22 protein-coding genes and 1 pseudogene are annotated in these 26,591 nt (G+C 70.3%); 16 read left to right on the forward strand and 7 right to left on the reverse strand.

Annotation, left to right across the window (positions count from 1 at the left end; genetic code table 11):
* Positions 1–6: 6 nt before the first annotated feature.
* Complete coding sequence (locus tag DEH84_RS00490) at positions 7–543, reverse strand: Mpo1 family 2-hydroxy fatty acid dioxygenase (RefSeq protein ID WP_109038128.1); 537 nt, start codon at positions 541–543, stop codon at positions 7–9.
* Positions 544–697: 154 nt separating this feature from the next.
* Between DEH84_RS00490 and DEH84_RS00495 the strand changes: the two genes are divergently transcribed.
* A complete protein-coding gene (locus DEH84_RS00495) occupies positions 698–1,411 on the forward strand; it encodes a Crp/Fnr family transcriptional regulator (protein WP_109033809.1) in 714 nt (237 codons plus the stop codon).
* Positions 1,412–1,435: 24 nt separating this feature from the next.
* On the opposite strand, the gene scpC is transcribed toward DEH84_RS00495, so the two are convergent.
* Positions 1,436–2,947, reverse strand: coding sequence for a succinyl-CoA:acetate CoA-transferase ScpC (scpC, locus tag DEH84_RS00500; RefSeq protein WP_109033810.1), 1,512 nt, complete (start codon positions 2,945–2,947; stop codon positions 1,436–1,438).
* A 138-nt stretch (positions 2,948–3,085) separates the two neighbouring features.
* Here scpC and DEH84_RS00505 point away from each other — a divergent pair, with 138 nt between their 5' ends.
* The 4 genes from DEH84_RS00505 to DEH84_RS00520 all read left to right on the forward strand — a co-directional run bounded on the left by DEH84_RS00505 (position 3,086) and on the right by DEH84_RS00520 (position 6,976).
* Complete coding sequence (locus DEH84_RS00505; protein ID WP_109033811.1) at positions 3,086–3,967, forward strand: LysR family transcriptional regulator; 882 nt, start codon at positions 3,086–3,088, stop codon at positions 3,965–3,967.
* Between the two features lie 80 nt (positions 3,968–4,047).
* Positions 4,048–5,349: a class I SAM-dependent methyltransferase gene (locus tag DEH84_RS00510; protein WP_109033812.1), complete on the forward strand. Its 1,302-nt coding sequence runs from the start codon at positions 4,048–4,050 to the stop codon at positions 5,347–5,349.
* A gap of 222 nt (positions 5,350–5,571) precedes the next feature.
* The gene (locus DEH84_RS00515) at positions 5,572–6,438 is read left to right on the forward strand and encodes a hypothetical protein (RefSeq protein ID WP_109033813.1); all 867 of its coding nucleotides are present in this window, start codon (positions 5,572–5,574) and stop codon (positions 6,436–6,438) included.
* Between the two features lie 34 nt (positions 6,439–6,472).
* Positions 6,473–6,976 carry an SET domain-containing protein gene (locus tag DEH84_RS00520; protein ID WP_109033814.1) on the forward strand — a complete coding sequence of 168 codons (504 nt, stop codon included), beginning with the start codon at positions 6,473–6,475 and terminating at the stop codon, positions 6,974–6,976.
* A 100-nt stretch (positions 6,977–7,076) separates the two neighbouring features.
* On the opposite strand, the gene DEH84_RS00525 is transcribed toward DEH84_RS00520, so the two are convergent.
* A complete protein-coding gene (locus DEH84_RS00525; RefSeq protein WP_109033815.1) occupies positions 7,077–7,289 on the reverse strand; it encodes a hypothetical protein in 213 nt (70 codons plus the stop codon).
* 871 nt (positions 7,290–8,160) lie between these two features.
* Between DEH84_RS00525 and priA the strand changes: the two genes are divergently transcribed.
* Positions 8,161–10,308, forward strand: coding sequence for a replication restart helicase PriA (gene priA, locus DEH84_RS00530; RefSeq protein ID WP_109033816.1), 2,148 nt, complete (start codon positions 8,161–8,163; stop codon positions 10,306–10,308).
* A 3-nt stretch (positions 10,309–10,311) separates the two neighbouring features.
* Here priA and DEH84_RS00535 read toward each other — a convergent pair whose 3' ends face one another.
* Positions 10,312–11,139: an HDOD domain-containing protein gene (locus DEH84_RS00535; protein ID WP_109033817.1), complete on the reverse strand. Its 828-nt coding sequence runs from the start codon at positions 11,137–11,139 to the stop codon at positions 10,312–10,314.
* A 200-nt stretch (positions 11,140–11,339) separates the two neighbouring features.
* On the opposite strand from DEH84_RS00535, the gene DEH84_RS00540 reads away from it, so the two are divergent.
* From DEH84_RS00540 to DEH84_RS00580, 9 genes and pseudogenes are all read left to right on the forward strand, one after another.
* Positions 11,340–12,071: a hypothetical protein gene (locus tag DEH84_RS00540; protein WP_159098788.1), complete on the forward strand. Its 732-nt coding sequence runs from the start codon at positions 11,340–11,342 to the stop codon at positions 12,069–12,071.
* 28 nt (positions 12,072–12,099) lie between these two features.
* Positions 12,100–13,044 (forward strand): alpha/beta hydrolase, encoded by a 945-nt coding sequence (locus DEH84_RS00545; protein WP_109033819.1) that lies wholly within the window; start codon positions 12,100–12,102, stop codon positions 13,042–13,044.
* A gap of 42 nt (positions 13,045–13,086) precedes the next feature.
* Positions 13,087–14,304, forward strand: coding sequence for a sensor histidine kinase (locus DEH84_RS00550; RefSeq protein WP_109033820.1), 1,218 nt, complete (start codon positions 13,087–13,089; stop codon positions 14,302–14,304).
* On the forward strand, positions 14,301–14,954 hold the full coding sequence (locus DEH84_RS00555) for a response regulator (RefSeq protein WP_109033821.1): 654 nt from the start codon (positions 14,301–14,303) through the stop codon (positions 14,952–14,954). The genes DEH84_RS00550 and DEH84_RS00555 overlap by 4 nt, the downstream gene beginning before the upstream one ends.
* Before the next feature lie 132 nt (positions 14,955–15,086).
* Positions 15,087–16,821, forward strand: a pseudogene (locus DEH84_RS00560) (methyl-accepting chemotaxis protein).
* Positions 16,770–18,503, forward strand: coding sequence for a cation:proton antiporter domain-containing protein (locus tag DEH84_RS00565; protein ID WP_109033823.1), 1,734 nt, complete (start codon positions 16,770–16,772; stop codon positions 18,501–18,503). Before DEH84_RS00560 ends, DEH84_RS00565 begins: the two are co-directional and overlap by 52 nt.
* 89 nt (positions 18,504–18,592) lie before the next feature.
* On the forward strand, positions 18,593–19,036 hold the full coding sequence (gene cynS / locus DEH84_RS00570; RefSeq protein WP_109033824.1) for a cyanase: 444 nt from the start codon (positions 18,593–18,595) through the stop codon (positions 19,034–19,036).
* A 115-nt stretch (positions 19,037–19,151) separates the two neighbouring features.
* Entirely contained in the window at positions 19,152–19,976 is an 825-nt protein-coding gene (locus DEH84_RS00575; RefSeq protein WP_159098789.1) for a DUF481 domain-containing protein, read from the forward strand.
* Positions 19,977–20,040: 64 nt separating this feature from the next.
* The gene (locus DEH84_RS00580) at positions 20,041–22,584 is read left to right on the forward strand and encodes an EAL domain-containing protein (protein WP_159098790.1); all 2,544 of its coding nucleotides are present in this window, start codon (positions 20,041–20,043) and stop codon (positions 22,582–22,584) included.
* Positions 22,585–22,599: 15 nt separating this feature from the next.
* Here DEH84_RS00580 and mltA read toward each other — a convergent pair whose 3' ends face one another.
* Positions 22,600–23,832 (reverse strand): murein transglycosylase A, encoded by a 1,233-nt coding sequence (mltA, locus tag DEH84_RS00585; protein ID WP_179950598.1) that lies wholly within the window; start codon positions 23,830–23,832, stop codon positions 22,600–22,602.
* On the opposite strand from mltA, the gene DEH84_RS00590 reads away from it, so the two are divergent.
* Positions 23,831–24,055, forward strand: a complete 225-nt coding sequence (locus tag DEH84_RS00590; protein ID WP_109033828.1) for a hypothetical protein — start codon at positions 23,831–23,833, stop codon at positions 24,053–24,055. The genes mltA and DEH84_RS00590 overlap by 2 nt on opposite strands.
* On the opposite strand, the gene tlpB is transcribed toward DEH84_RS00590, so the two are convergent.
* Both tlpB and apaG read right to left on the reverse strand, forming a co-directional pair.
* Positions 23,965–26,142, reverse strand: coding sequence for a transporter-like protein TlpB (gene tlpB / locus DEH84_RS00595; protein WP_342755625.1), 2,178 nt, complete (start codon positions 26,140–26,142; stop codon positions 23,965–23,967). The two genes, DEH84_RS00590 and tlpB, sit on opposite strands and share 91 nt — an antisense overlap.
* Positions 26,142–26,516, reverse strand: a complete 375-nt coding sequence (apaG, locus tag DEH84_RS00600) for a Co2+/Mg2+ efflux facilitator ApaG/CorD (protein WP_109033829.1) — start codon at positions 26,514–26,516, stop codon at positions 26,142–26,144. Before apaG ends, tlpB begins: the two co-directional genes overlap by 1 nt.
* Between the last annotated feature and the right edge of the window lie 75 nt (positions 26,517–26,591).

The following is a 26,591-nucleotide window of genomic DNA, read 5'->3' on the forward strand; positions in this document are numbered from 1 at the left end:
GCGTCGTCAGGGACAGGATGGCATCGTACGCCGCCCGACACGCGTGGGCCCGACGCGGGCTTCCACCGCGGCCTGCACCCCGCGGCCCAGGTGCAGGGCAAAGCCCACCTCGGCCACCACGAACAGTGGGCCGATCACCAGGCCGATCAGGTCGTCCACGAAGGCCGGCTTGCGCCCTTCGAAAGCGTGCCCGATGAACTGGATCACCCAGCCCACCCCGAACAGGCCCAACCCCCATCCCAGCCAGATGCCGGTTGCTTGCGCGGCCACGGTCTGCCCCACGACGTGGGCCCCGGCCAGCAGCACCCCCATCACCAGGCCATAGCCGAGGTGCAGGCGCAGGTAATACGCCACCGTGGCGGCCACCAGCAACGTGGCGGGCGACACCGCCCCCACCTGATCCAGGTGGATCCACACCGGCCGCGACGCCAGGATGGCCACGGCAAGCACAATCATCGGGATGCCGACCAGGTGCGTCGCGATGTTGCGGCGGTCCCGGTGGTAGGCGGCGTACTGGGCAAGCTGGTCGGTCAGGGTTTTCATGCCGCCATGCTCCGCGCCCGCACCCATCATCGTCTGTCAGTGAGCCGACGTTTTCTGCGTCCAATTCCTCGGGTTTGTCCGGGCCTTGGCTGCCGGTTGTCGTATTGAATCCCCGTTCATGGCATAGTGGAACGCACCAGTACCAAGCAGTAGCATGTCCCAAGACAACGCCTTTGATGCCCGCGCCCACCGCCCGCTGCTCGAGCGCCATGCATGGTTCGCAGGCTTGCCGGAAGCGCTGAAGCAGACCCTGCTCGATGCCGGTCGGCTGCGCCGGCTGCGGGCTGGCGAAGTGCTGTTCCGCCGGGGGCAGCCGAACTGCGGTCTGTATGCCGTGCTGCGGGGCTCGGTGCATGTCGGCTCGGTCACGCGCTCGGGCCGGCAGAACCTGGTGGCCGTCGTGCCGGCGCCGCACTGGTTTGGCGAGCTGGCGCTGATCGACGGCGGCCCGCGCACCCACGACACCGAGGCGCGCGAGGCCACCGAACTGCTCTGGGTGCCGCTGCCGGATCTGGTCAACTTGTTGACCCGGGAGCCGCAGCACTGGCAGAACTTCGCCGCGCTGGCGGTGCAGAAACTGCGCGCCGCGTTCGAGGAACTGGAAGACGCCGCCCTGCTGGGCACCCAGGCCCGCGTGGCCAAGCGGCTGCTGCAGTTGTCGACCGGGCACGGCATGCTGACCGCCCAGGCCTCGCTGCGCACCGTGGCGCTCAACCAGGAAGAGTTCGCCGCCACCCTCGGCCTCACGCGGCAGACGGTCAACGAGGTGCTCGGCCTGCTGGCCGACCAAGGCTTCATCGCCAAGGGCTACGGCCGGGTCGACATCCTCGATGCGGCGGGCCTGAAGGCCCTGTCGCGCCCGACCTGAGCCAGGCCGGGCGGCCGCTGGCGCTCAGTCCGCCAGCATCATGTCGCGGCTGAGCATCGAGCCCGTTTCGCGAAAGCGCGTGTGCCAGGCAAAGGCCTCTTCCAGCACATGCGGCGTGTGGCCCCCGCGGCGGCAGGCTTCCTTGAAGTAGTCCTTCAGCGCATCACGGTACAGCGGGCTCACGCACTGGTCGATCACCACGCGCGCGCGTTCGCGGGGCGCCAGGCCGCGCAGGTCGGCCAGGCCGTGCTCGGTCACCAGCACGTCCACATCGTGCTCGGTGTGGTCGACGTGCGTGACCATGGGCACGATGCTCGAGATGTCCCCACCCTTGGCCAGCGACTTGGTCACGAAGATCGACATGTGCGCGTTGCGGGCAAAGTCGCCCGAGCCGCCGATGCCGTTCATCATGTGCGTGCCGTTGACGTGCGTGGAGTTTACGTTGCCGTAGAGGTCGCACTCGAGCGCCGTGTTGATCGTGATCAGGCCGAGCCGGCGCACCACCTCGGGGTGGTTGCTGATTTCCTGTGGGCGCAGCACCAGGCGCGACTTGTAGCGCGCGAGGTTGGCCATCACGCGCTCGTAGCAGCCGGCCGACAGCGTCATCGACGAGGCCGAGGCAAACGTCATGCGGCCGCTGTCGAGCAGGTCGATGCTGCTGTCCTGCAGCACCTCCGAGTACATGCGCAGGTCCTGGAAGGGCGAGTCGAGCAGGCCGTGCAGCACTGCGTTGGCGATCGTGCCGATGCCGGCCTGCAGCGGCTGCAGCGCGGCGCTCAGGCGATTGGCCTTGACCTCGCGCATCAGGAAGTCGTTGAGGTGGTCGGCAATCGCCGCCGTTTCCAGGTCCGGCGGCAGCACGGTCGAGGGGCTGTCCGGCCGGTTGGTGAAGACGATGGCGGCAATCTTCTCCGGGTCGATGGGGATGGCCGGCGTACCGATGCGCTGGTCCACCGACACCAGCGGGATGGGCTGGCGGGTCGGGCGGTAGGTCGGGATGTAGATGTCGTGCAGGCCTTCGAGCTCGAGCGGCATGCTCAGGTTGATCTCGACGATCACTTTCTGAGCCAGGATGGCAAAGCTCGCCGAGTTGCCCACCGAGGTGGTCGGCACGATGCCACCATCGGCCGTGATGCACGTGGCTTCGATCACCGCCATGTCCACCGGTTTGAGCTGGCGGTTGCGCAGCATCTCCACCGTTTCCGACAGGTGCTGGTCCATGAACATGACCTCGCCGGCGTTGATGCGCTTGCGCAGGCTGGCGTCCACCTGGAAGGGCATGCGGCGGGCCGTCACGCCCGCGTCGCTCAGCACCTTGTCGGCATCGTGGCCCAGTGAGGCGCCGGTCATCAGCGTGATCTGCAGCGGGTGGGTCTTCGCGCGCTCGGCCAGTGCAAAGGGCACGGCCTTGCAGTCGCCCGCACGGGTGAAGCCGCTCATGCCGACGGTCATGCCGTCGTGGATGAGGGTGGCGGCTTCCTCGGCGGACATCACTTTGTCCCTCAGCCGGGGCAGGCGGATGCGATCGGGGTGCATGGGGGTCTCCTGTTCGTCGGTGCCCCGGGGGCCGGGCCGCGAACCAGGCATGCCGAGGTCGTCTCAGTATCGGAAAGCGCATGCCATGCGTAAAGCGACTAATATTCATGCACCCCAGTCGCGAAAGGAATGCCGCCCATGGATCTGCGCGCCCTGCGCTACTTCGTCGAGACCGTGCGCCGCAACAGCTTCACGCAGGCGGCCGAGGCGCTGCACGTCACGCAGTCGACGGTCAGCAAGATGGTGCGCCAGCTGGAAGACGAGGTGGGCCAGCCGCTGCTGCGGCGCGTGCCCGGCGGCGTGCGACTGACCGACGTGGGCGAGGTGGTGTTCACGCGCGGGCAGGAAGCGCTGGCGGTGGTGCACGGGCTGCACCGCGAACTCGACGATCTGGCTGCTTTGAGCCGGGGCACGCTCGTGGTCGGCATCCCGCCCATGGTCAATGTCTTCTTCTCGCCGCTCATCCAGCGCTTTCGGGCCGCGCACCCCGGCATCGCGCTGCAGATGAGGGAGGCGGGCGGTGACGTCATCGGTCAGATGATCGCGGCCGGCGAGCTGGAAGTGGGCGTGGGCACGTTGCCGCTCGCGCCCGAACTGGCCTACCTGCAGACGGCACTGCTGGGCCGCTACCCGGTGTGCCTGGTGGGCACGGCCGACATGGCGTGGACGCGGCTGAAGCGGCCGGGCCTCGCCAGCCTGGACGGCCAGCCGGTGGTGATGCCGGGCGAGGGCTTCACGCTGCACCGCCACCTGCACGATGCCTGGCGCCTGGCGGGGGTGCGGCCGCAGGTGGTGGCCGAAAGCGGCCAGTGGGATTTCCTGCTGTCGATGGCGCAGGCCGGCATGGGCACGGCCATCCTGCCGCAGCCGGTGCTGGAGCGGCTGCAGCTGGCGCCCGAGTTGGTCGTGCGGCGCCTGCCCGCGCGCGAGATGGTGTGGGCTGTGGCCCATCTGTGGGCGCGCGGGCGCTACATGAGCCACGCGGCGCGGGCGTGGCTGGCCTGCTGCCGCCAGGGGTGATCGCCGGCAGGCTCAGTCGCACCGGGGTCGCATGCACGGGGGCAAGCAGGCACAATCGCGCGCTGACCTTGCCGCCTGCCATGACCGACACCGACCTCGCCGCCTTCAACGCCCCGCATCTGGCCCGCTTCACGACCCTGCTGCGCGAGGCGATGGCGGCCGGCCGGCTGCTACGGCTGGTGCTGGTGGGCTACCAGGGCGGCGTCGGCGAGGCCGATGCGGCCGGGCAGCCCCTGCAGCGCGTCATCGTGCGCGCCGTGGTGCTGCGCGACGAGCCGCACCTGAGCTTTGTCTGGCGCTATCCCACCAAGGACATCACCAAGAACCTGCCGGCCAACGAGGGCGTGGACGCGATCCTGGCCTGGTTGCAGGCCGGTGCCTTCCGCAATGCCCACCTGCACACGCCATCCGAAGAGGTGCAGCTGGCCTTCAGCAAGAAGGGCAAGGCCAGCGTGCGCATCGGCAAGGCGGCGCCCGGCGAGGCTACCGCCGCCGGCGAACCCGATGCCACGGCCACGGGCGGGGCGGCTGGTGCGGCGGTGCACGCTGCCTCCGCGGCCCACAACCGCGACAAGCACCGGCAGCTCGAACTCTCGCGGCCCTTCCTGCGCGAGCTCGGCGTCACCGACGCGCAGGGCCATCTGATTCCGGCCATGTCGCGCAAGTGGAAGCAGATCAACAAGTTCGTCGAGGTGTTTGCCGCGGCGCTGGGCCGATCGCGTCTGGCCGACAAGCCGGCGGTGCACGTCGCGGATTTCGGCTCGGGCAAGGGCTACCTCACCTTCGCCGTGCACGACTGGCTGACGAACACGCTGGGGCGCCAGGCGCGCGTCACCGGGGTCGAATTGCGGCCCGACCTGGTCAAGCTGTGCCAGGGCGTGATCCAGCGCCTTGGCTTGCAGGGCATGGCCTACGAACAGGGCGACGTGCGCGACTACCACCCGAGCGACCTCGACGTGGTGATCGCCCTGCACGCCTGCGACATCGCCACCGACTACGCCATCCACCTGGGCATCCGCGCCGGCGCAGAGGTCATTCTGTGCTCGCCGTGCTGCCACAAGCAGATCCGCCCGCAGTTGCTGAGCCCGCACCCGCTGCGGCCCATCCTGCAGCACGGCATCCACCTGGGCCAGGAGGCCGAGATGCTGACCGACGGCCTGCGCGCCCTGCTGCTCGATGCCGCGGGCTACGACACCCAGGTGTTCGAGTTCATCTCGCTCGAGCACACCAACAAGAACAAGATGATTCTGGCGGTCAAGCGCGCGCAGCCGCGCCCCAACGACGAGGTGCGCGCCCAGATCCGCGAGATCAAGGCGTTCTACGGCATCCGCGAACAGGCGCTGGAAAGCCTGCTGCAGGCCGACGGCTTGCTGCCGGCCTGAACGCAGCGCCCCGGCGGCGGGTGGCCGCCCGACACGGGGTGGGCTGCGGCGGCAAGTGTGTGTACAGTCGCCCCTGGGCGAAACGGACAGGTCGGGCACGGTGCGTGCCGCACCTCTCCGGCCCCATGAACACCCAAACCGCAGCCAGGGACGAGCACGGATGAGACAGGCAGGCCGGTCACGGACCGCTTCCATGCGCACGCGCGCGCCGGAGCCCGCGCGATGAGCCGCGCGGCCCGGATGCCCGGCGCGGAGGCCCGACCTGTGCCCGCGGACCTGCGGGGCGTGTGGGTGCGCACGCTGTTGCAGACCGAGACGCTGGCCGAACACGTGGGTGCGCCGCCCAGCGACACCACCACCTGGGTGCGCTGGCTGCAGACCAGCCGCTGGCACGCCGACCTGCGTGTGCCGCAGCGCGCCTTCCAGGGCCGCGTGGCCCGGCCGTTGGCCGAGCAGACCCCGGCCCAGTTGGCGCTGCTGGCCGAGCAGCAGGGCTTTGTCGGCGTGACGCGGGTCGAGACCCAGCCCACGGGCGAGGTCTGCACCTGGCTGCGCGAGCACGACTTCCAGCCGCCCAGTCTGCATCCCGATTCCGGCTGGCTGCTGTTCGAGCGCCCCGACCGCCTGGTGGAGGTGGGCATCCACGCCGATTACAACGAAGTGTGGGAACGCCTGCCCGACTCGGGAGGGCGATTCGTCGCGCTGGCCGGGCTGGACGTGTCCGGGCAGGACGACAGGCGTCGGCTGCTGCTGGCGGGCCGCTACCTGATGCGGACGCGGCCCCGCCAGGCCGGATGGCCCCGGGGCATGCCGCCCGGCATGACGCTGGTGGAGGCCTTGCTGCACCAGCCCGAACGGGCGCGCGACTGGCTCGATTTCGAGATCAGCTTCGGGACCTTCGACGGGGCCGCGTGGCAGGTCCAGTGTTCGACGCTGCCGGTGTTCGAGAACCAGGCGCTGCCCTGTGCCGTGCATCGGCTGGATGACCGCCTGGCCAGCGTCACGCTGCCGGCCGAGCCGGGCGCCACCGCCGACCCGGAAGCCTGGCAGGTGCTGGAATGGGACGACCCGGCGGGCAGCCTGGGCTGAACCGTCGCCCGGGCCGATCGCCGACAATGGCGGCATGCCCTCCCTGCGTCCCCTGATCCCGCCCGCCCCGCCCGAGGTGCCTGCCCCTGCTGCTTCGCCGGCGCCACGCGGCGTGCCGGCCGACCCGCAGAAGTACCCGGTGAACGTCGGCCCGAGTGCCATCGACGGCCAGGGGGCGTTTGCCGGCGCCGCCATCCCGGCGCGCGCCAAGATCGGCGAGATTCGCGGCGAGTTCGTCGACATGGCAGAAGCCCGGGCCCGCGCGCGGCGGGCCGAGCGCGACACGGGGCGCATCTTCATGGTGGCCGTGTCGGAGCGCCGGGCGGTCGATGCCACCGCCTCCACCGACCCGTTGCGCTACGCCAACCATGCCTGCGAGCCCAACATGGTGCTGAAGGTGCAGCAGGGCCGGGTGGCGTTCTATGCGCTGCGCGACATCGCCCCGGGCGAGGAGCTGACGGCGCGCTACGGCGCCACGCACCACGGCGGCCGGCTGGTGTGCCGCTGTGGCTCCCCCCGCTGCATCGGGCGCCTCTGACCCGGCGGCCATGAAAAAGCCCCCGGCGCCGGTCGGCGTGCGGGGGCGTGTCCGGGCGCGGTGCGGGCACCCGTCGGTGCCGGCGCCGCCCGGGGGGCGATCAGCCCAGGGCCTTCAGCTCTTCGTCGATCTTGGCCAGCGCTTCTTCGGTGATCAGGCCACCGGAGAACTTCGCGACCATCGACAGGGCGAAGCCCTTGCCCATGCCGATTTGCGGGTGGGCCGAGATGCCGGGCAGGTGCTTTTCCAGGACGGCCTTGGTGGCCTCGTTGTCCAGCAGGTCACCGAGTTTGGTTTCGATCGAGAAGCTCATGCTTGTGTCTCTCAAGAGATGGGTTGACAGGTGCGCACGGCGCAGCGTGTCGAAGCCACGTGCTGGTGTGCAACCAGTAGCATACCGCTTTCAAACGATTGTTTGGCTTCCTGTGGCCACAAAGCCCAGGGAGACGGGCTCTGGTCGGTTCACGCTAGCACAAAACGGGTCGACCGCGGCTGCTCGGCCCACGTTTTCTTGAGCCGTGTCAGCCAGTTATCCCCACATTCGGTCGAGCGGGGTTCGCTCCACCTTCGGGGCGATACATTGTCTGAAATCCCTCGGTGAGACGTCGTAAGTCATTGATAGAAAAAGGATTTTCCGAATATCCCGCTTTTGTGCGCGGATGGGTGGAAACCCTGGGTTGACCGTCATCCCGAACGGCTGTCCGACTTTTCCCCACAAAGTTATCCACAGCTTGGTCGGGAAGCTGACAGTCGAAGAATCAAGCACTTGCGTGCGCCTGTGCGGGTGCCACATTCATTGAAGCCAGCAACTGGGTCGGCGCATGTCCGGATACCCTAAGTTGTGTGGCGAAATTCACGCTTCGACCGCACGACCGCGGGTCTGTGGGGCAACTCGGGAAAACCCTTGTTTGCGTAAACGGATGCCTCAGTTATCCCCACTGCGGCCCGAGCGAGGGCCCGGCGCGGCCCCCGAGAGCCTGCGCGGGTATCATGCCGGGGTGGCTTCGCTAAGTGCTTGATTTTATTCAGGCGCCGGCGTGTGCTGCGCGATGTGGCAATGTGCGACTTGCCTCGGCGCGACAAGCATTTAGCGCGCGTTTGCAAGCCTTTCCCACAAAGTTATCCACAGCCTGCGGGGATAAGGGCCTGGTCCTTATGGATCAAGCACTTGCCTGTTCTTGTTCATGCCCTTGTCAGAGAACGCGACACCCACCACGCCGCCCGATGACGCGGCGGCCGCCTCTGCCCCCGCGCGAAGCTGGCGGGTTCCGGTCGTGGTCGAAACCCCTCAGCACAGCGGCCTGACCAGTCCCCTCGACTATCTGGCCCCCACCGCCTTGCCACCCGGCACCCTGGTGCGGGTGCCGCTTGGCCGTCGCACCGTGCTCGGCGTGGTGTGGGACACGCCCGCGGCCGGCCCCGACGCGCTGCCCGACGTGCAGCTCAAGCCTGTGGCCGAGGTGCTCGACGGCCTGCCGCCGCTGCCCGCTGAGTGGCGCCAGTTGGTGGGCTTTGCGGCCGGCTATTACCAGCGGGCGCTGGGCGAGATGGCGCTGATGGTGCTGCCGCCCGAGTTGCGCCAGCTGGATGCCACCCAGTGGGGCCGCCGCGAAAAGCGCCTGCACAAGGCGGTGGCCCGCCACGATGACAGCGTGGCCACCGCCGAGCGCCCGCCGCTGACCCCGCAGCAGGCCGACGCCCTGGACGCCCTGGCCGAGCCGGGATCGCCCAAGCCCTTTCTGCTGTGGGGCAGCACCGGCAGCGGCAAGACCGAGGTCTACCTGCGCCAGGCCGAGCGCGCACTCGAAGCCGGCCAGCAGGTGCTGATGATGGTGCCGGAAATCAACCTCACGCCGCAGCTCGAGGCCCGGGTGGCGGCCCGCTTTGCCGACCGGCGCATCGTCTCGCTGCACAGCGGCCTGACCCCGGCGCAGCGCCTGCGCAACTGGCTGATGGCGCACTACGGCCATGCCGATCTGGTGCTGGGCACGCGGCTGGCGGTGTTCACGCCGCTGCCGCGCCTGGGGCTCATCGTGGTCGACGAAGAGCATGACCCCAGCTACAAGCAGCAGGATGGCGCCCGCTACTCGGCGCGCGACCTGGCCGTGTACCGCGGGCACCTGCACAAGGTGCCGGTGATTCTGGGTTCGGCCACGCCCAGCCTGGAGAGCTGGTTCAATGCGCTGCCGCTCGCCGAAGGGGGCACCGGGCGCTACCGGCGGCTGGCCATGCCGGCCCGTGTGGGCGACGGCAACATGCCCACCGTGCGTGTGCTCGATCTGTCGAGGGCGCCGAAGCCCGCGCGGGGTGACAGTGCCCCGCCACTGGCGCGGGAGCTGCTGAGCGCCATCACCGAGCGCGTCGAACGGGGCGAGCAGAGCCTGGTGCTGCTCAACCGCCGCGGCTATGCGCCGGTGCTGCAGTGCGGGGACTGCGGCTGGAAAAGCGGCTGCCCGCACTGCAGCGCCTGGCGCGTGTTCCACAAGGTGGATCGCACGCTGCGCTGCCATCACTGTGGCTTCACCGAGCGCGTGCCCCGCGCCTGCCCCGATTGCGGCAACCAGGACATCGCCCCCGTGGGCCGTGGCACCGAGCGGCTGGAAGAGCAGCTGGCCGAGGCGCTGCCCGGCGCCCGCCTGGGCCGCATCGATGCCGATGTGACCAAGCACAAGGGCGCACTGGAGGCCCAGCTGGCCAGCGTGCATGCCGGCGAGGTCGACGTGCTGGTGGGCACGCAGATGGTGGCCAAGGGGCACGATTTCCGGCGCATCACGCTGGTGGCGGCGGTCAACCCCGATGCGGCGCTGTTTGCCAGCGATTTCCGCGCGGCCGAGCGCCAGTTCGCGCTGCTGCTGCAGGCCGCCGGCCGGGCCGGGCGCGATGCCGGGGTGGCCGGCCACAGCGAGATGTGGGTGCAGACCTGGCACCCCATGCACCCGCTCTACCAGGCGCTGCGCTGCTACGACTACGCCGACTTCGCGCGGCAGCAGCTCAAGGAGCGTGAGATGGCCGGCCTGCCGCCGTATGCGAGCCTGGCGATGCTGCGCGCCGAAGGCCGCACCCAGGAGGCCGCCCAGGCCTTCCTGCTGGAGGCCGCCCGCCTGGTGCAGGATCACGCCGGCGAGGCGGTGCGCCTGTATCCGCCCGTGCCCACGCCGGTGCAGCGTGTGGCGAACGTGGAGCGGGCGCAGATGATGATCGAGTCGCCGCAGCGGCTGGCCTTGCAGCGCTTTCTGGCTGCGGCCCAGTCGGTGTGGCTGGCGCAGGCGCAACAACACCGCCGCAGCGGGTTGATCCGCTGGGCGGTGGACGTCGATCCGCTGGCGATCTGAGCGTCAGCTGATCAGGCAGTCGAGGCCCTCGGCCAGTTCGGCCACGGGGGGCATCTCGTTGAGCAGGCTGTCGGCGGTCAGGCCCAGGCGGGCCAGCACCGCAGCCGGCACGGTGGCGGCCAGCTCCTCGGCGCTCAGCTCGTTGTGCTCGGCGCGGGCGCGCCAGGCCGACACGTGCAGCAGCGCGGCCACGGGGTCGAACGGCTCATGGGCCAGCGGTTCGGGGAAGTGCTGGATGGCGTCGGCAAAGGCCAGCGGAAAGCGCCACTGGCGGGCCAGCTCGGCGCCCACGTCGGCATAGGTGTAGCCGAACGAGGTGCGCTCCATGTCCATGCGGCGCGGGTCCATCGGCGAGGCCAGCTTGTCGATCTGCAGCATCTGTTCCGGCATGCCGGCGTGCATCACCAGTTCGCCGATGCTGTGCATCAGGCAGACCGTGAAGGCCTGGTCGCTGTTGACCCCCGTGCGGCGGGCCAGCCAGCCGCCGATGGCCGCGGTGTGCAGGCTGTAGTGCCAGAAGCGCTTGAGGTCCATGCCGGGCATGGACTTGTAGCCGCCCGTCAGGCCCGAGCTGATGACCAGCGTGCGCACGGTGACGAAGCCCAGCATGGCCAGCGCCTCGTTGACCGTGCCGATGCTGCGCGACACGTGGTAGTAGGCCGAGTTCGCCAGCCGCAGCAGGCGCGCGGACAGCACCGGGTCGGCCGTGAGCTTGCGGGCGATCTCGTCGATCGAGACATCGTCGCTGTTGAAGCTGTCGATCAGCTCATGGACGATCTTGGGGATGGCCGGCAGGGCCTGGGGCTGTTTGAAAAGGGCTTCGAGCTGCATGTTTGCAAGCCTCCATCTCGAAAGTCACAGTGAGCACCGACCACGCCAGTGCGCGGGCGCACCGTCTGTGGCAGATTGACCGTTATCGACCGTGTGGGGCCGGGTCTTGAGCATTGCGCCGCATCTTTTTTCAGAAGGCGCAAGAAACAGGGCTTGCCCGCCCCTGTTCCGCGCTCCGCGCACCCTTGCCCGCCGATGCCATGCCGCTGCCGATTGCCGCCCTGCCTGTTGCCCTGACCCTGCTCGCCGCCACGCTGGGGGGCCCGGCCCGGGCCGAGACCCTGCCGCAGCGCAATCTGCTGGTGGAGTGGCGCACCAGCGGCCAGTCGCAGGACGCCCGCGCGGGCGCCGGGGCGGGTGTCACCACCACCACACGCAACGTGCCCACCCCAGGCGGCGGCTACACGGTCAGCACCACCCGCCGCACCGAAACCACCGTCACCTTGGGCGCAGGCAGCGTGCAGACGCAGTCCAGCGGCCAGGGGCAGCAGCAGATGCTGGTGCTCAACGGCGGGCAGGCGCGCCTGTTCGTCGGCGAAAGCCGGCCGTTCACCGTCTGGCAGTGGGGTTGGGGCGCACCCGTGGGCCAGCCCACGTCGCCGACCCCACAGCCGCAGGCCCAGGCCTGGGGGCAGACCGTCTTTCTGGATCTGGGCCAGGGCCTGGTGGTGCGGCCCAGCTGGCCCGGTGGCCAGGCTCCGGTGCGCGTGGAGTTCCAGGCCACCTCGGCACAGCGGGGCACGGCCTACGAGCCCGACGGCACCAGCCGGCGCGCCGAGGTGGCGTCCACCCTGCTGGTGCCGCTGGGACAGTGGCTGGTGGTGGCGCGCAGCGGCCAGCGCACCGAGACCGACCAGGCTGGTACGCTGTCGACCCGCACCCTCGAACGGCAGGACAGCGGCGTGCTCGAGATCCGCATCACCGCCCCCTGACCGGCCCCTCACCCCTCACGTGCCACCCATGTCTGCCACCGACCGCTTCAGCCCCCTGACCCGCGCCCTGCTGGACAACATCCTGCGCGCGGGCTTCCCACCGTTGCACACGCTGCCTGTTGCGGCCGCGCGCCAGGCCTATGCCGCCGGCGTGGGCGCCATGGCCGAGCCCGGCCCGGCGCTGGCCCGCACCGAGCGCTTCAGCATCCCGGGTCCGGCGGGCGCCATCCCGGCGGCCTTGTGGGCACCGCGCACCGAGCCCGGCCTGCCGGTGCTGCTGTACCTGCACGGTGGGGGCTTCGTCATCGGTGGCATCGACACCTGCGAGGCCATGTGCCGGCGCCTGGCCGAGCAGGCCGACGTGGCCGTGGTCGCCATCGATTACCGCCTGTCGCCCGAATACCGCTTCCCGGCCGCCCTGGAGGACAGCTGGGCCGCGCTGCGCTGGCTGGCCGACCAGGGCCACACCCTGGGCCTGGACACGCGCCGCCTGGCCGTGGGCGGCGACAGCGCGGGCGGTTGCCTGGCCGCCTCGTGCGCGTTGCTGGCCCGGGATGCCGGCATCCCGCTGCGCCTGCAGGCGCTGTTCTACCCGACGGTGCAGATGCGGCAGGCCACCGATTCGTTCAAGACCTGGTCGCGCGACACGCCGCTGTCGGCCGAGCTCATGGCCTGGTTCCAGGCCCAGTCGGTCGCGCCGCTGCCGCCGGATCAGGCCTGGCACCGCGAGCCGCTGCATGCGCCCGGCCACGCGGGGGTGGCGCCGGCGTGGATCGGCCTCGCCGAATGCGACCCGCTGGCCGACGAGGGCCGCCTGTATGGCGAGCGCCTGCGCGCCGCGGGTGTCCCCGTTCAGGTGCGCGAATGGCCCGGCGTGCTGCACGACTTCATCAACATGGGGCGCTTCATCCCGGAAGCTGGGCAGGCGCACGCCGAACTGGCCGCCGCCTTGCGACAGGCCTTCGCTGTGTGACGTGATGCGCCGGTGGCATGGGCCTTGCGACGCCCGTGCCCCATGGACACGCCCTCGCTCCCCCGGTCCGGGCCTCCCGCTGCGGAGGCCCACGCTTCGCGCGCGGCCGCGGCGTGGCGGGACCGGCTGGGCCTGCTGCTCGAATCGACCGGCGAGGGGGTCTACGGCATCGACACCGAAGGCCTGTGCACCTTCATCAACCGCGCCGGCGCCCGCCTGCTGGGCTACGAGCCGCACGAGGTGCTGGGCCGCAACATGCACGACCTGGCGCACCACACGCACACCGACGGCCGCGCCTACCCGGAGGGCGAATGCCCCATCTACAACGCCTTCCGCGCCGGCGAGCCGTGCCGCATCGACAGCGAGGTGCTGTGGCGCCGTGACGGGCGGCCCTTTGCCGCCGAATACTCGTCCTACCCGATTCTCGATGGTGCGCGCGTGCTGGGCGCGGTCGTCACCTTTGTCGACATCACCGAGCGGCGCAGCCAGCAGACCGCGCTGCAGCAGGCGCACGACGCGCTGGAGGCCCGGGTGGCCGAACGCACGCAGGCCCTGACCCTGGCGCTCGGGCAACTGCGTGACCTGCAGGCCCACATCGAGCACGTGCGCGAGCAGGAACGCACCCGCATCGCCCGCGAGATCCACGATGAGCTGGGCAGCCTGCTCGTGGGCCTGAAGATGGACGTGAGCTGGCTGGAAAAGCGCGTGCTCGAGCAGCCGGCCCTGCGCTGCAAGTGCCAGGACATGCGCGGCCTCATCGACCGGGCTGTGGGCAACGTGGGCCGCCTCATCACCGACCTGCGCCCGTCCATCCTCGACCACCAGGGCCTGTGGGCGACGCTCGAGTGGCAACTGCAGGACTTCATCGAAGCCAGCGAGCTGGCCTGCGACTGGGCCATCGACATCGCGCCGGGGCTGAAGGCGCCCGAGGGCCCGCTGGCCACCGCCGTCTTCCGCATCTTTCAGGAGCTGCTGAGCAACGTGGCCCGACACGCCCACGCCTCGCAGGTGCAGGTGCGCATCAGCGCCACGGCCAGCGACCTGACACTGCGCGTGAAGGACAACGGCCGCGGCGCTCCGCCCAGCGCCTTCGAGCGGCCCGATGCCTGGGGCGTGATGGGCATGCGCGAGCGCGCCGGCCACTTCGGCGGCTGGCTGCACATCGACAGCCAGCCCGGCGGGGGCACGCAGGTCATCCTCAGCATGCCGCTGTACCAGGCGGGCGTTCACAGCCGCCTGCCGCAGGAGCGCGCCGCATGATCCGGGTGCTGGTGGTCGACGATCACCTCGTGGTGCGCCGGGGCCTGCGCCAGCTGCTGGCCGATGCCGGCGACATCGACGTGGTGGGCGATGCGGCCGACGCCGCCACGGCCGTCCAGCAGGCGCGTGCGCGGCTCGCTTCGGGTGGCGGCGGGCTCGATGTGGTGCTGCTCGACATCGCCTTGCCCGGCCGCGATGGCCTGGACGTGCTGCGCCAGCTCAAGGCCGAGCATCCCCGGCTGGCCGTGCTGATGCTGAGCACCTACCCCGACCGGCAGTTTGCCGTGCGCTGCCTGCGTGCCGGGGCCGCGGGCTACCTCAACAAGACGGCCGACCCCGACGAGTTGACCGCGGCGTTGCGCAAGGCGGCGGCGGGCGGGGTGTACCTCACGGCGTCGGCGGCCGAGGCGTTGGCCGTCTCGCTGCACGAATTGCGCGACCGCCCCGGCCACGAGGTGCTGTCGCAGCGCGAACACCAGGTGTTCCGGCTGCTGGCCCAGGGGCAGTCCGTGGGCCAGATCGCGCAGGCCCTGAGCCTGTCGTCCAACACGGTCTCGACCTACCGCGCCCGCATCCTCGAGAAAACCGGCACCCGCAACGACGTCGAGCTGGCGCTGTACGCAGTTCGGCAGAGAATTGTTACCGTTTGACGTTATCCATCATGAAATGTTCACGTCTTCGCGCCCTCGCGACGTTACGTATTGATACAGATCATGGGACCATGCGCTCCGCTGTCTGACCGAAAAGCCTGGATGGGCGGCACATCTGCGGAAGGCCCCCCCATGCGAAGCAACCAGCCCGTCACCCAACGCGAGCACGACTACCCCGGCGATGCGACGCTGCTGTCCACGACCGACCCGGACAGCCGCGTGACCTATGCCAACGCCGCGTTCCTCGCGGTCAGCGGCTTCGAGCGCGACGAATTGCTCGGCCAGCCCCACAACGTGGTGCGCCACCCGGACATGCCGGTCGAGGCGTTCGCCGACATGTGGGACACGCTCAAGAAGGGGCGCTCGTGGACGGCGCTGGTCAAGAACCGGCGCAAGGACGGAGACCACTACTGGGTGCGCGCCAACGTCACCCCCATGCGGCGCAACGGGCAGGTCACGGGCTACATGTCGGTGCGCACGAAGCCTCGCCGTGAGGAAGTGGCCGCCGCCGAGGCCCTCTACAAGCGCTTCCGTGAAGGCGCTGCCGGCTCGCTCGGGTTTCATCAGGGCCTGGTGATCCGCACCGGTGCGTGGCGCTGGCTGTCCTGCCTGCAGACACTGGGCGTGCGGGCGCGCCTGGGTGCGCCCCTGCTGCTGACGGGCGCCCTCACGATGGTGGCCGCGGCCGCGCTGGGGATGCAAGGCGCGGCCCTCGCCGGCCTGGGCGCGACCGTCGCGGTGCTCGGCGGGCTCAGCGGGTGGTGGCTGACGTGCCAGATCGCCCGGCCGCTGGCCCAGCTGGAACGGCAGGCGCTCAGTGTGGCGGCCGGTCAACCCGGCGAGAACATCCAGCTCGACCGCGTCGACGAGATCGGCACCATCCTGCGCTCGGTGAACCAGGCCGGCCTGAACCTGCGCTCGCTGGTGGACGACGTGGCGGAGCAGGTGCGCGGTGTGGGGCAGGCCAGCGAGCAGATCGCCGCGGGCAACGATGCCCTGAGCGCCCGCACCGAGCAGACCTCGGCCAACCTTGAGGAGACGGCGGCCTCGATGGAGCAGATCACGGCCAACGTGCGCGCCAACGCCGACACCGCCCGCCAGGCGGCCGACCTGGCCGGGCGCGCCAGTGCGGCGGCAGGCCAGGGCGGTGAGGTGGTGGGGCAGGTGGTCAGCACCATGAGCACCATCTCGTCGTCCAGCCGCCAGATTGCCGACATCATCGGGGTCATCGACGGCATCGCCTTCCAGACCAACATCCTGGCGCTCAATGCGGCGGTCGAGGCGGCCCGGGCCGGAGAGCAGGGGCGCGGCTTTGCCGTCGTGGCCAGCGAGGTGCGCAGCCTCGCCAAACGCAGCGCCGAGGCCGCCCGCGAGATCAAGTCGCTCATCCACGACAGCGTGCAGAAGGTGCAGGACGGCGCCGCGCTCGTGGACTCGGCCGGGCAGTCCATGGCCGCCATCGTGGCGCAGGTGCAAAGCGTCACGGCCTTGATCAACGACATCAGCGAAGCGACCTCCGAGCAGTCGTCGGGCGTGGCGCAGGTGGGGGACGCGGTGTCCGAACTCGACGAGATGACCCAGCAGAACGCCTTGCTGGTGGAGCAGGCCGCCTCCAGTGCCGCCGACCTGCATGCACGCGCGAGTCGGCTCAGCGAGGCCATCGGCGTGTTTGCACGCCGCGCCAGCCCGGCGCCGCGCGGCCTCTGAGGCCCCCGCGCGGCTTTTTCGCGGACCACCCCGCAGACGGCCCGGCTATGCTCGGACGATGGAGGTCTGTCCTCCGCGTCCGTCTGTCCGCCGAGGAGGAGTCTGCCCTTGTCCGAATCCCACACCCTGCCGTTTCTGCGCGAAGCGCTGGTGTTCCTGACCCTGTCCGGGATCCTGATCCCGCTGTTGCAGCGCTTGCGCGTCAACCAGATCGTCGGCTTCCTGGCCGTCGGCGTGCTGCTCGGGGCCAACGGCCTGGCGCTGTGGATCGACACCTTCCCGTGGCTGGCCCACATCACCTTCCATGAAACGGAGGGCGTGGCCCAGTTGGCCGAACTCGGCGTGATCTTCCTGATGTTCATGATCGGGCTCGAGCTGTCGGCCGAGCGGCTGTGGGCCTTGCGCAAATGGGTGTTCGGGGCCGGCACGGCGCAGGTGCTGCTGAGCGCCGCATGCATCGGTGTGCTGGCATGGGCCTTCGGCAACCGCTGGCCCAATGCGCTGGTGCTGGGTCTGGTGCTGGCGCTGTCGTCCACTGCCGTGGTGGTGCAGCTGCTCACCCAGCGTCAGGCGCTGGGCACGCCGCTGGGCCAGGCCACGTTCTCGGTGCTGATGCTCCAGGATCTGGCCGTCGTGCCCGTGCTCATCCTGATCGACCTGCTCGGCCCGCGCGGCGCGGGGGACGACGTCGGCACGGCCGTGGGCCTGACCGTGCTCAAGTCGGTGCTGGTGGTGGGTCTGATCGTGGTCTTCGGGCGCCGCCTCATCCAGCCGGTGTTCCGGGCCTTCGCGCAGCAGCGTCAGCCCGAGGTGTTCATGGCGCTCACGCTGCTCATCAGCATGAGCATGGCCGGCCTCACCGCGGCGGCCGGCCTGTCGATGGCGCTGGGTGCCTTCCTGGCCGGGCTGCTGCTGGCCGAAACCGAGTTCCGCCACGAAGTCGAAATCACCATCGAGCCCTTCAAGGGCCTGCTGATGGGCCTGTTCTTCATGTCGGTCGGCATGGGCATCGACGTGCGGGCCATCCTGCACGATCCGGTCTGGCTGCCGCTGTCGGTCGTGGGCCTGATCGCGCTGAAGGCCGCCATCGTGGCCGTGCTGTTCCGCGCGGGCGGCCTGTCGTGGGGGCGTTCCATCGAAGGCGGCTTCCTGCTCGGCCAGGGAGGCGAGTTCGCCTTCATCGTGGTCGGCGTGGCCGCGGCCTCGGGCCTGATGGACCGCCAGACCGTGCAGTTCATTCTGCTGGTCGTGGGCCTGAGCCTGTTCGTCACGCCCATGCTGGCCCGCTGGGGCGCGAGCGCGGGGGAGGCGCTCGATGCCCGGGTGCGTGGCCCGCGTGACACGACCGTGGTCGACGAGGCCGATGTCTCCGGCGGGCATGTGGTGATCACTGGCTTCGGCCGCGTGGGCCGCCTGGCCGCCGACGTGCTGAGCCGCCAGGGCGTGCCCTGGATCGCGGTGGAACACGACGCGGCCCGCGTGGCGCAATGGCGCAGCGAAGGCCGGCCCGTGTTCTACGGCAACGCGGCCCGGCCCGAGATGCTGCAGAAGCTGCACGTCGACCGCGCCGCCGTCGTCATGGTGACGATGGACCAGCCCGCCGCCGCCCTGCACGCGGTGCAGGCCCTGCGCAGCGCCTGCCCGCACGTGCCCGTGGTGGCCCGCAGTCGCGACGAAGACCATGCGCGCGAGCTGCTGGATGCCGGGGCCACCGTCGTCGTGCCCGAGGCCGTCGAGGCCGGCCTGCAGCTGACCGCCTCGGCGCTGCAGGCGCTCGGGGTGCCGGATGCGGCCGTGGCCCACACGATCGAGCTGGAGCGCGGCGCCCGCAAGGCCTTGTAGGGCCAGCCCTACAGCGGAATCACAGGTGTCGTGATGGCGCCCACATCGTCGGCTTCCTACAGTGGGGCATCCCGACTGCAGGAGCAACGATGAACCGCGAAGACGTGACCGACCTGGTCATCCAGGCCAAGGTGAAGAAGGGCCTGAAGTGGGCCGACGTGGCCGCAAAAGTGGGTCTGAGCAAGGAGTGGGTGACGGCCGCCTGCCTCGGCCAGATGACGCTGACCGCCGAGCAGGCCGCCGTCATCGGCGACGTCTTCGATCTGCCCGACGAAGCCCGCCTGTGGCTGCAGGAAGTGCCCTACAAGGGCTCGCTGCCCACCAGCGTGCCCACCGACCCGCTGATCTACCGCTTCTATGAACTGATCAGCGTCTATGGCACCACGTTCAAGGCCCTGATCCACGAAGAGTTCGGCGACGGCATCATGAGCGCGATCGACTTCCGGATGGACTTGCAGCGCGAAGCCCACCCCGCCGGCGACCGCGTGCAGATCGTCATGTCCGGCAAGTTCCTGCCCTACAAGACGTATTGAGGGGGGAAGACGCCTGATGCCTTCATGGGCATCACGTTGTGAAACAAGGCCGCAGGCGGCTGCCGTGACAATCCTTCGCACCCCCTCCTCACGGACACGAAGGAAGCCTCTCGCCATGACCGCCCGCCGCCGATGCCGCGCCGTTCCCCTGCTCGCCCTGTGCCTGTGCGGCCCCGTGCTGGCCCAGCGTCCCGCGCCGCCAGCGGTGATTGCGCCCGTGCGGGTGGCGGTGCCCCCGGGCGAGGCCACCGGCGAATGGAAGGGCGTGCTGGGCCTCTCGCTGGCGGCCACCTCGGGCAACACCAGCACGCGGGCGCTGCTGCTCAACTTCGATGTGGCGCACACCACCGACACCACGCGCACCACGCTGGTGGCCCACGTCAACGAGGGCAAGAACAAGGTGGATGGCACCTCGCGCACCACCGCCGGCCGGTGGGATGCCTCGGCCCAGCACAACACCGACATCTCGGCACGCGTGTTCGCCTTCGGCAAGCTCGGCTTCGAGCGCGACCGCATGACCCAGCTCGCCCTGCGCACCCAGCTGGCGGCCGGCTTCGGCCGGCACCTGCTGCGCACCGAGGTGCACACCGTCGACGTCTTTGCCGGCGTGAGCCACACCGACGACCGCTACGAGGTCGACAAGACCATCTCCGGCGAGACCGGCATGCGCTTTCGCAGCAGCGGCCTGCTGTTCGGTGAAGAAACGACCCACCAGCTCACCGAGAACACCTTCTTCAAGCAGCGGCTCGAGTACTACCCGGGCGTCACGGGCGAGCGGCCCAACCTCACGGGTTTCAACGGCTCGCTCAGTGTGGCCATGTCGCGCTCGCTGGCCCTGACCGTGGGCGTGACCAACACCTACAACAGCCGCGTGGCCGAAGGCCAGAAGAAGAGCGACCTCTCCATCTTCACCGGCATCTCCCTGAAGATCGGACAGTGAGTGACGGGGGGCGACACCACCCCCCATAATGCGGGTTTTCCTCCCCCTTCCCTCCTCACCCCTCATGGCCCCGACCGATCGGGATGGCGCTGCCGTGCTGCCGTCCTCTGCGCTGGCCGATTTTGTGCGCCGGCAGGCCTTTCTCGAATTCAGCCCCGCCGATGTCGCCGAGCTGCAGGCCCTGCACGACCTGCTGGGTGATGTGGCCCCCGGCTTTGTCGACGCGTTCTACGACCACCTCGCGCGCTTCGACGAGATCGCTCCATTGATCGCGTCGCCCGGCGTGCTCGACCGGCTCAAGCTCACCCAGCGCGCCTACTTCGACAGCCTCACGGCCGGCCCGTACGACGCCAGCTACCTGCAGCGTCGCCTGGCCATCGGCATGGCGCACGCCCGCGTGGGGCTGGCGCCGGCCTGGTATCTGGGTGCCTACAGCCACTACCTGGTCGACCTGCTGCCCCCGATGGTCGAGCGCCTGGGCACCGATCCCGCGCGCTTCGTGCCGGCACTGCAGGCGTTGATGAAGGTGGTGCTGCTCGACATCGGGCTGGCCATCGACAGCTACATCGCGCACCGCGATCAGCAGATCGCCCGCCTGCAGGACTATGTGAACGTGTTCACCGGCATGCCCTTCGGCACGCTGGTGCTCTCGGGTGACCTGAAGGTGCTGTACGCCAACCGGGCGCTCGGTGAGCTGATCGGCACGACCGCCACCGCGCTGCAGGGGCTGGCGCTGGGTGAGGTCGTCGACCTGCGCCCGCTGCAACCGCTGCTGGCCCGCATGGGCGAGGGCCGGCCGGTGCGCGAGTCCACCACGCTGCGCGTGCTGGACCGCCCGAGCGAAGTGGCCCTGCCCGTGGGCCTGACCCTGTCGATGCTGCCCGACAGCAGCGGCCTGCCCGGCCAGCGTCTGCTGCTGGTCGTCGAAGACCTGCGCCTGCAGGCCCGGCTCGAAACCGACCTGCTCAACGCGCAGGCCGTGGCGGCCATCGGCAGCTGGCACGTCGACCTGCGCAGCGGCCAGACGCAATGGTCCGACGAGGCCTACCGGCTGTACGGCCGCGAACCCGGCGGGCCCGTCAACTACGAGGCGTTTCTCGAGGCCGTGCACCCGGAAGACCGCGAAGAGGTCGACAGCGCCTGGCGCGCCGCGCTGGCCGGCCGCCCCTTCCGCATCGAACACCGCGTGGTGCGCCCCGATGGCACCGTGCGCTGGGTCGAGTCGCGCGGCAAGCTGCAACGCGGGCACGATGGCCGCGTCGTCAAGGCGTTCGGCACGGTCTACGACATCACCGAGCGCCGCCAGGCCAGCGAGCGCATCCAGCGCCTGGCCTTCCAGGACACGCTCACCGGCCTGCCCAACCGCACGCTGGCGCTCGACCGCCTGCAGCAGGCGCTCGCCCAGGCCGAGCGCGATCACCATGGCGTGGCCCTGCTCTATGTCGACCTCGACCACTTCAAGGAAATCAACGACACGCAAGGCCACCTGATCGGCGACCAGGTGCTGGCCGATGTGGCCTCCCGGCTGAATGCCGTCGTGCGCCAGCGCGACACCCTCGCCCGGCTGGGTGGCGACGAGTTCGTGCTGCTCGGCCCGTCGGATGCGGCCTCGGCCTCGCAGGTGGCCGAGCGCCTGCTCGAGGCCGTCGAGCAGCCGGTGCTCGTCAACGGCGTGCGCTTCACGGTGGGCATGAGCATCGGCATTGCGCTGTACCCGGAAGACGGCCGCACCGCCGAAGACCTGCTCAAGCACGCCGACACCGCCATGTACCGCGCCAAGGCGGCCGGCGGCGGCACCATGCGCTTCTATCACGCGGGCATGAGCGAGGGCCTGCAGCGGCGCATGCTGCTGGCCACACGCCTCAAGAGCGCGCTGCATGCGCGCCAGCTCTCACTGCACTTCCAGCCGCAGTTCGACCTCAGCACCGGCGCGCTGTGCGGCGCCGAGGCCCTGGCGCGCTGGCACGACCCGGAAGCCGGCTGGATCGCTCCATCCGAGTTCATCCCCGTGGCCGAAACCCGCGGCCTGATCGACGAACTCGGCGACTGGGCCCTGTCCGAGGCGGCGCGCCAGGTGCGGGCCTGGGACGACGCGGGCCTCGTGTTCCCCGGGCGGGTGGCCGTCAACGTGTCGGCCCGCCAGATGACGGACGAGGGCTTCGTGGCGCGGGCCGTGCAGCTGGTGCACGCGCACGGCATCACGCCGCAGCGCATCGAGCTGGAGGTGACGGAAAGCTCGATGATGCAGGACCCGAAGAAGGCCGAGGAACAGGCCCGAGCCCTGGTGGCCGCCGGCTTCGTGCTGTCCATCGACGACTTCGGCACCGGCTACTCGTCGCTGGCGGCGCTCAAGCGCCTGCCCGTCAGCAAGCTCAAGATCGACATGAGCTTCGTGCGAGACATGCTGGACGAGCCCGAGGATCACACCATCGTGCACACCATCATCAGCATGGCGCGCGCCCTGCGCCTGCGCACGCTGGCCGAGGGGGTCGAGCACGACGCGCAGGCCGACGTGCTGCAGGCCCTCGGCTGCGACCAGGTTCAGGGCTGGTACCGCGGCCGCGCCGTGCCGGGCGACGTGTTTGCCACCCAGTGGCTCACTGACTGAGCCAGAGTCTGCGCCTCAGGGCGTGCGCGGCCACAGCACCCACAGCGCCACCGGCTGCTTGGTGCGGCCCGCCAGCGCCAGGGCCTCGTCGCCCCAGCCCCAGAAGAAGTCGGCGCGCACGGCACCCAGGATGGCGCCACCCGTGTCCTGCGCCATCACCAGACGGCGCAGTGGCGGCTGCGCCGATGGCGTGGCCGACCACGGCTGCGGCACCGTGCTGTCCACCCACACCGGCGTGCCCAGCGGGATGCTGTCGCGGTCGACGGCAATCGAGCGGCCCGGGGTCAGCGGCACACCCTGTGCGCCCACCGGCCCCACCTCCGGGTCGGGCAGCGGCTCTTCCTTGAAGAACACCACGCGCGGGTTGGCGCGCAGCATCTCGCCGACGCGGGTCGGGTTCTGCGCGGCCCACTGCCGGATGGCCGGCCACGAGGCCTGCTCCAGCGGGAAGGCACCCTGGTCCACCAGCCAGCGCGCCACCGACTGGTAGGGCTGGTCGTTGTGCCCGCCAAAGGCCAGGCGCACCACGCGGGGCCGCCCCTGGGCATCGGGCTCGTCCAGCACGCGCACGCGGCCCGAGCCCTGCACCTGCACCAGCAGCACGTCCAGCGGATCGGCCAGCCACACCAGCTCGCGGCCGGCCAGTGCGGCCCGGCCCTCGGCGGTGGTTTCCAGTGCGGTGCGGCTCAGGTGCGGGCGGCGCTGGGCCAGGTCGGCCGGCGGTCGGTGCACCGGGTGCTGAAACCGTCCTTCCGGTCGGCGGCGCCCTTCCAGCATGGGCTCGAAATAGCCGGTCAGCAGGCCGCGGTCGCTCACGCCGTCCAGGCCAACCACCCGCCACGGCTGCAGGTGCCCTTGCACCCATTGCCGCACGAAGCCATCGTCCACCTGCCCACCCCAGGCCGCGCCCAGGCGGCGCACCTCGGTGCACAGGCCGGCCCAGCCGTTCACGGGCTTGAGGCAGCTGCGGTGCAGCGCCGGCCACCACTCGCGGATGCGGTCGGTGTCCCAGCCCGGCAGGTCTTCCCAACGGGCGGGCGCCCATTGCGACTTGGTGCGCTGCAGGGCCCCCGGGATGGGACCGGTGCGGCCCGGCCCCGGCACGGCGGGCGGAGGCGATGGGGTGGGGGTGACCACGGGCGCAGGCTTCTGCGGCGGGGGCAGGGGCACGCTGGTGCAGGCGGCGAGGGTGCCTACAATGGCCGCGAGCAGGCCGGTGCGCCCCGGTTTCAACGGACGAACGATCATGGACCTGATTGTGCTGGAAGCCGCTGCCGCGCTGGCGCTGCTGGGCTTCGTCGTGTGGTGGACGATGTTCTCGGGCCGCCGCGGCGGTGAGCTCGATGACGACGAGCCCGGTGGGCCCGCGGCCGACGAGGCTCAGGGCCGCGGCTCGACCGGCCCGGCGGCCGAGCCGGCCAGCGAGGCCGACGCGGCTTCACGCGGCGGGAACAGGAAGCTCAAGGGCTGAGTGCGCACGCGGCGCCAGACCGCCTTGCGCAGCCGTGCCCGGTCGCTCACGCGCACCTCGCGCGAACGCACGGCCACGCGCAGGGCCAGCACGAAGCTCACCCCCACGTTCAGCAGCCCGGTCAGGGGCACGGCCGCAGCGCACCACCAGAAGCCCGGGTGGTGGATCACATCGGGGCCCAGCGTGCCCGCAGCGGCCATCAGCTGGCCCATCGACAGCGTCACGTGGCGCACGTCCAGCGGCAGCGCCAGAAAACTGGCAATCACCGGCACCAGACCCAGCATCATCCCCAGCGACACATTGGCTGCCAGCCCCGAGATGTTCTCGCGCCACCAGCCGGCCCAGTAGGCGGCGCGGTCGGCGCCCAGCCACAGCCGGATCCGCGGGTTCCAGCGCAGGGCGCTGTCCAGGCGGTGCAGCACGAACCAGTTCTCCACCCAGCCCGCGATGATGCTCGAGGCAAACAGCAGCACCCCGGTGAAGGCGGCATACCAGAGCGAGGGGCCCAGCAGCGTCAGCGAATGCAGCACGTACTCGGCCTTGGCGGGGCTGATCAGCGGCTTGCCCAGCGCCCACCAGGCCACCACCTGTGCCAGCAACACCAGCGGCCCCACCACCGCCAGGTTGCCCACGATGCCCGCCACCTGCGAACGGATCAGGTGGGCCACCTCGTCGACAAACCCTTCCACGGCCTCGTCGGTGCGGGTGTCGGCCAGGCGCGCGGCCATGGCGGGCGCCGTCATCGCTGGTTGCTTGGTGGCCACCGTCCAGTGCAGCAGCTGCACGATGACGAAACTCACCGCGTAGTTCAACCCCGCCCCCAGCCCGGCCCAGAACGGCGACAGGCCCAGCGCCACCACCGCGAACTTCATGTACGTGGTGCCGGCGATCACGGCCCCGCCGCCACCGGCGCGGCGCAGCATGTCGCGGTACTCGGCGCGGTTGCGGGTGATGTAGTGCTCGCCTGTCTCGGCGCTGCGTTCGGCCACCTTGCGGGCCAGCATCGCGTAATGGCGCGAAAACAGCGCGCGCACGCTGCGCCGCCGCTGGCCCTGCTCCAGCAGTTCGCACAGCAGGTTGCGCAGCACCGGGGCCGGCTGGGGCGCCAGAATCACCTCCAGCAGCTGCTCCACGCGGCGGCAGCGCGCACACAGCTGGTCGATCTGGAAGACCAGGTCCACCGAGATGCCCTGCGCCTCCAGGTGGCCGTGCAGCCCGCTGGCCGCCTGCGCGCAGCGGTCCAGCAGGGCGCGCAGGTATTGCGCTTCCTGCAGCAGCGCGGTCGAGGGGCCGTTGTCACCATCGGGCCGTTCGGCCTCGGTCAGCGACAGTTCGTGCAGGCGTTCGGCGGCCCGGCCCAGCTGCCGGAAGGCCTGCCGGCCCAGTTGCTCGTCGCTGAGCTGCGCAGCCACTGTCTGTGAGGGGATGCCGGCGTCCCGCTCATCGGGGATGCCATCGTCCACCCGCGTGCCCAGTCGCCCGCGAAAGGCTGGCGACATGCCCGCGGCCCGCACCTGAGAAACCAGGTACGCGATCGCATCCAGAAACGGCTCGCGCCAGCCCGCCGTGCGCGCGGACACCGTGGGCTCGGCCAGGGCTTCGCGCCACAGTACTGCCATCTCGGCCAGCGTGGCTGCGTCCAGGCGCGCCAGCCAGGCGTCGTCGTTCGGGTCGTCGAACAGCAGCGTGAACAGCCGTGCCAGATCGCCGGTATCGGGCGTGCCGGGCAGGGTCTTGCGGCGCAGACGCTCGCCCAGTTCGTTCAGGAAGGAGCTGCGCGGCGAAAAACCGTAGTCCGCCAGCAGCGCCGCCACGTCGGTGTCACGCCAGAAGGCGGCCAGCAGGGCCACCACGCGGGCGCGGCGTTCCGGCTGGGTGGCCAGCAGCCGCACCACATACTGCGTGCCGCTCAGCGGTTCACCCCGGCGCACCCAGTCGATCAGCTGGATCAGCCACAGGTGGCGCTCCACCAGCGGGGCGTGCGGGTCGGCGCTGTCCAGCAGCGCTTCCAGAGACATCCCGTTGCCGGGCCGGGGCCACCAGCGTTGACGGGTCAGCGGTCGCAGCAGAGTCTTGAACAAAGCCATCAATGAAGCGATTGAGACCGCGCCAGCGTGAACGGCGCAATGGGCGCCTCGAACGGGCGGGCGTCCTCGGTCATGCAATAGAAGGTGCCCTGCATCACGCCATGCGGGGTGTCCAGGCTGGTCCAGCTCGTGTATTCGAACTGCTCGCCCGGCTTCAGCACCGGCTGGTGCCCCACCACGGCCAGCCCGCGCACCTCCTGGGTGCGGCCCGTGGCATCGGTGATCAGCCATTGCCGCGCCACCAGCTGCGCCGTCACCGCCCCGGTGTTGCGGATGGTGACCGTGTAGCTGAACGCATACTCGTTGCGGCTGGGGTTGCTCTGCTCGGCCAGGTACTCGGGCCGGACGGAGCAGGTGAATTCAGGCAGGCTCATGCGACCCATTCTAGGGAAAGCCCGCGCGTGACGTCCGTCACAAAACCCAGCATCGTGTGGGGCTGTCCCTGAGGC

The organism is Aquabacterium olei (assembly GCF_003100395.1).
GTDB classification, from domain to species: Bacteria; Pseudomonadota; Gammaproteobacteria; order Burkholderiales; family Burkholderiaceae_C; genus Aquabacterium; species Aquabacterium olei.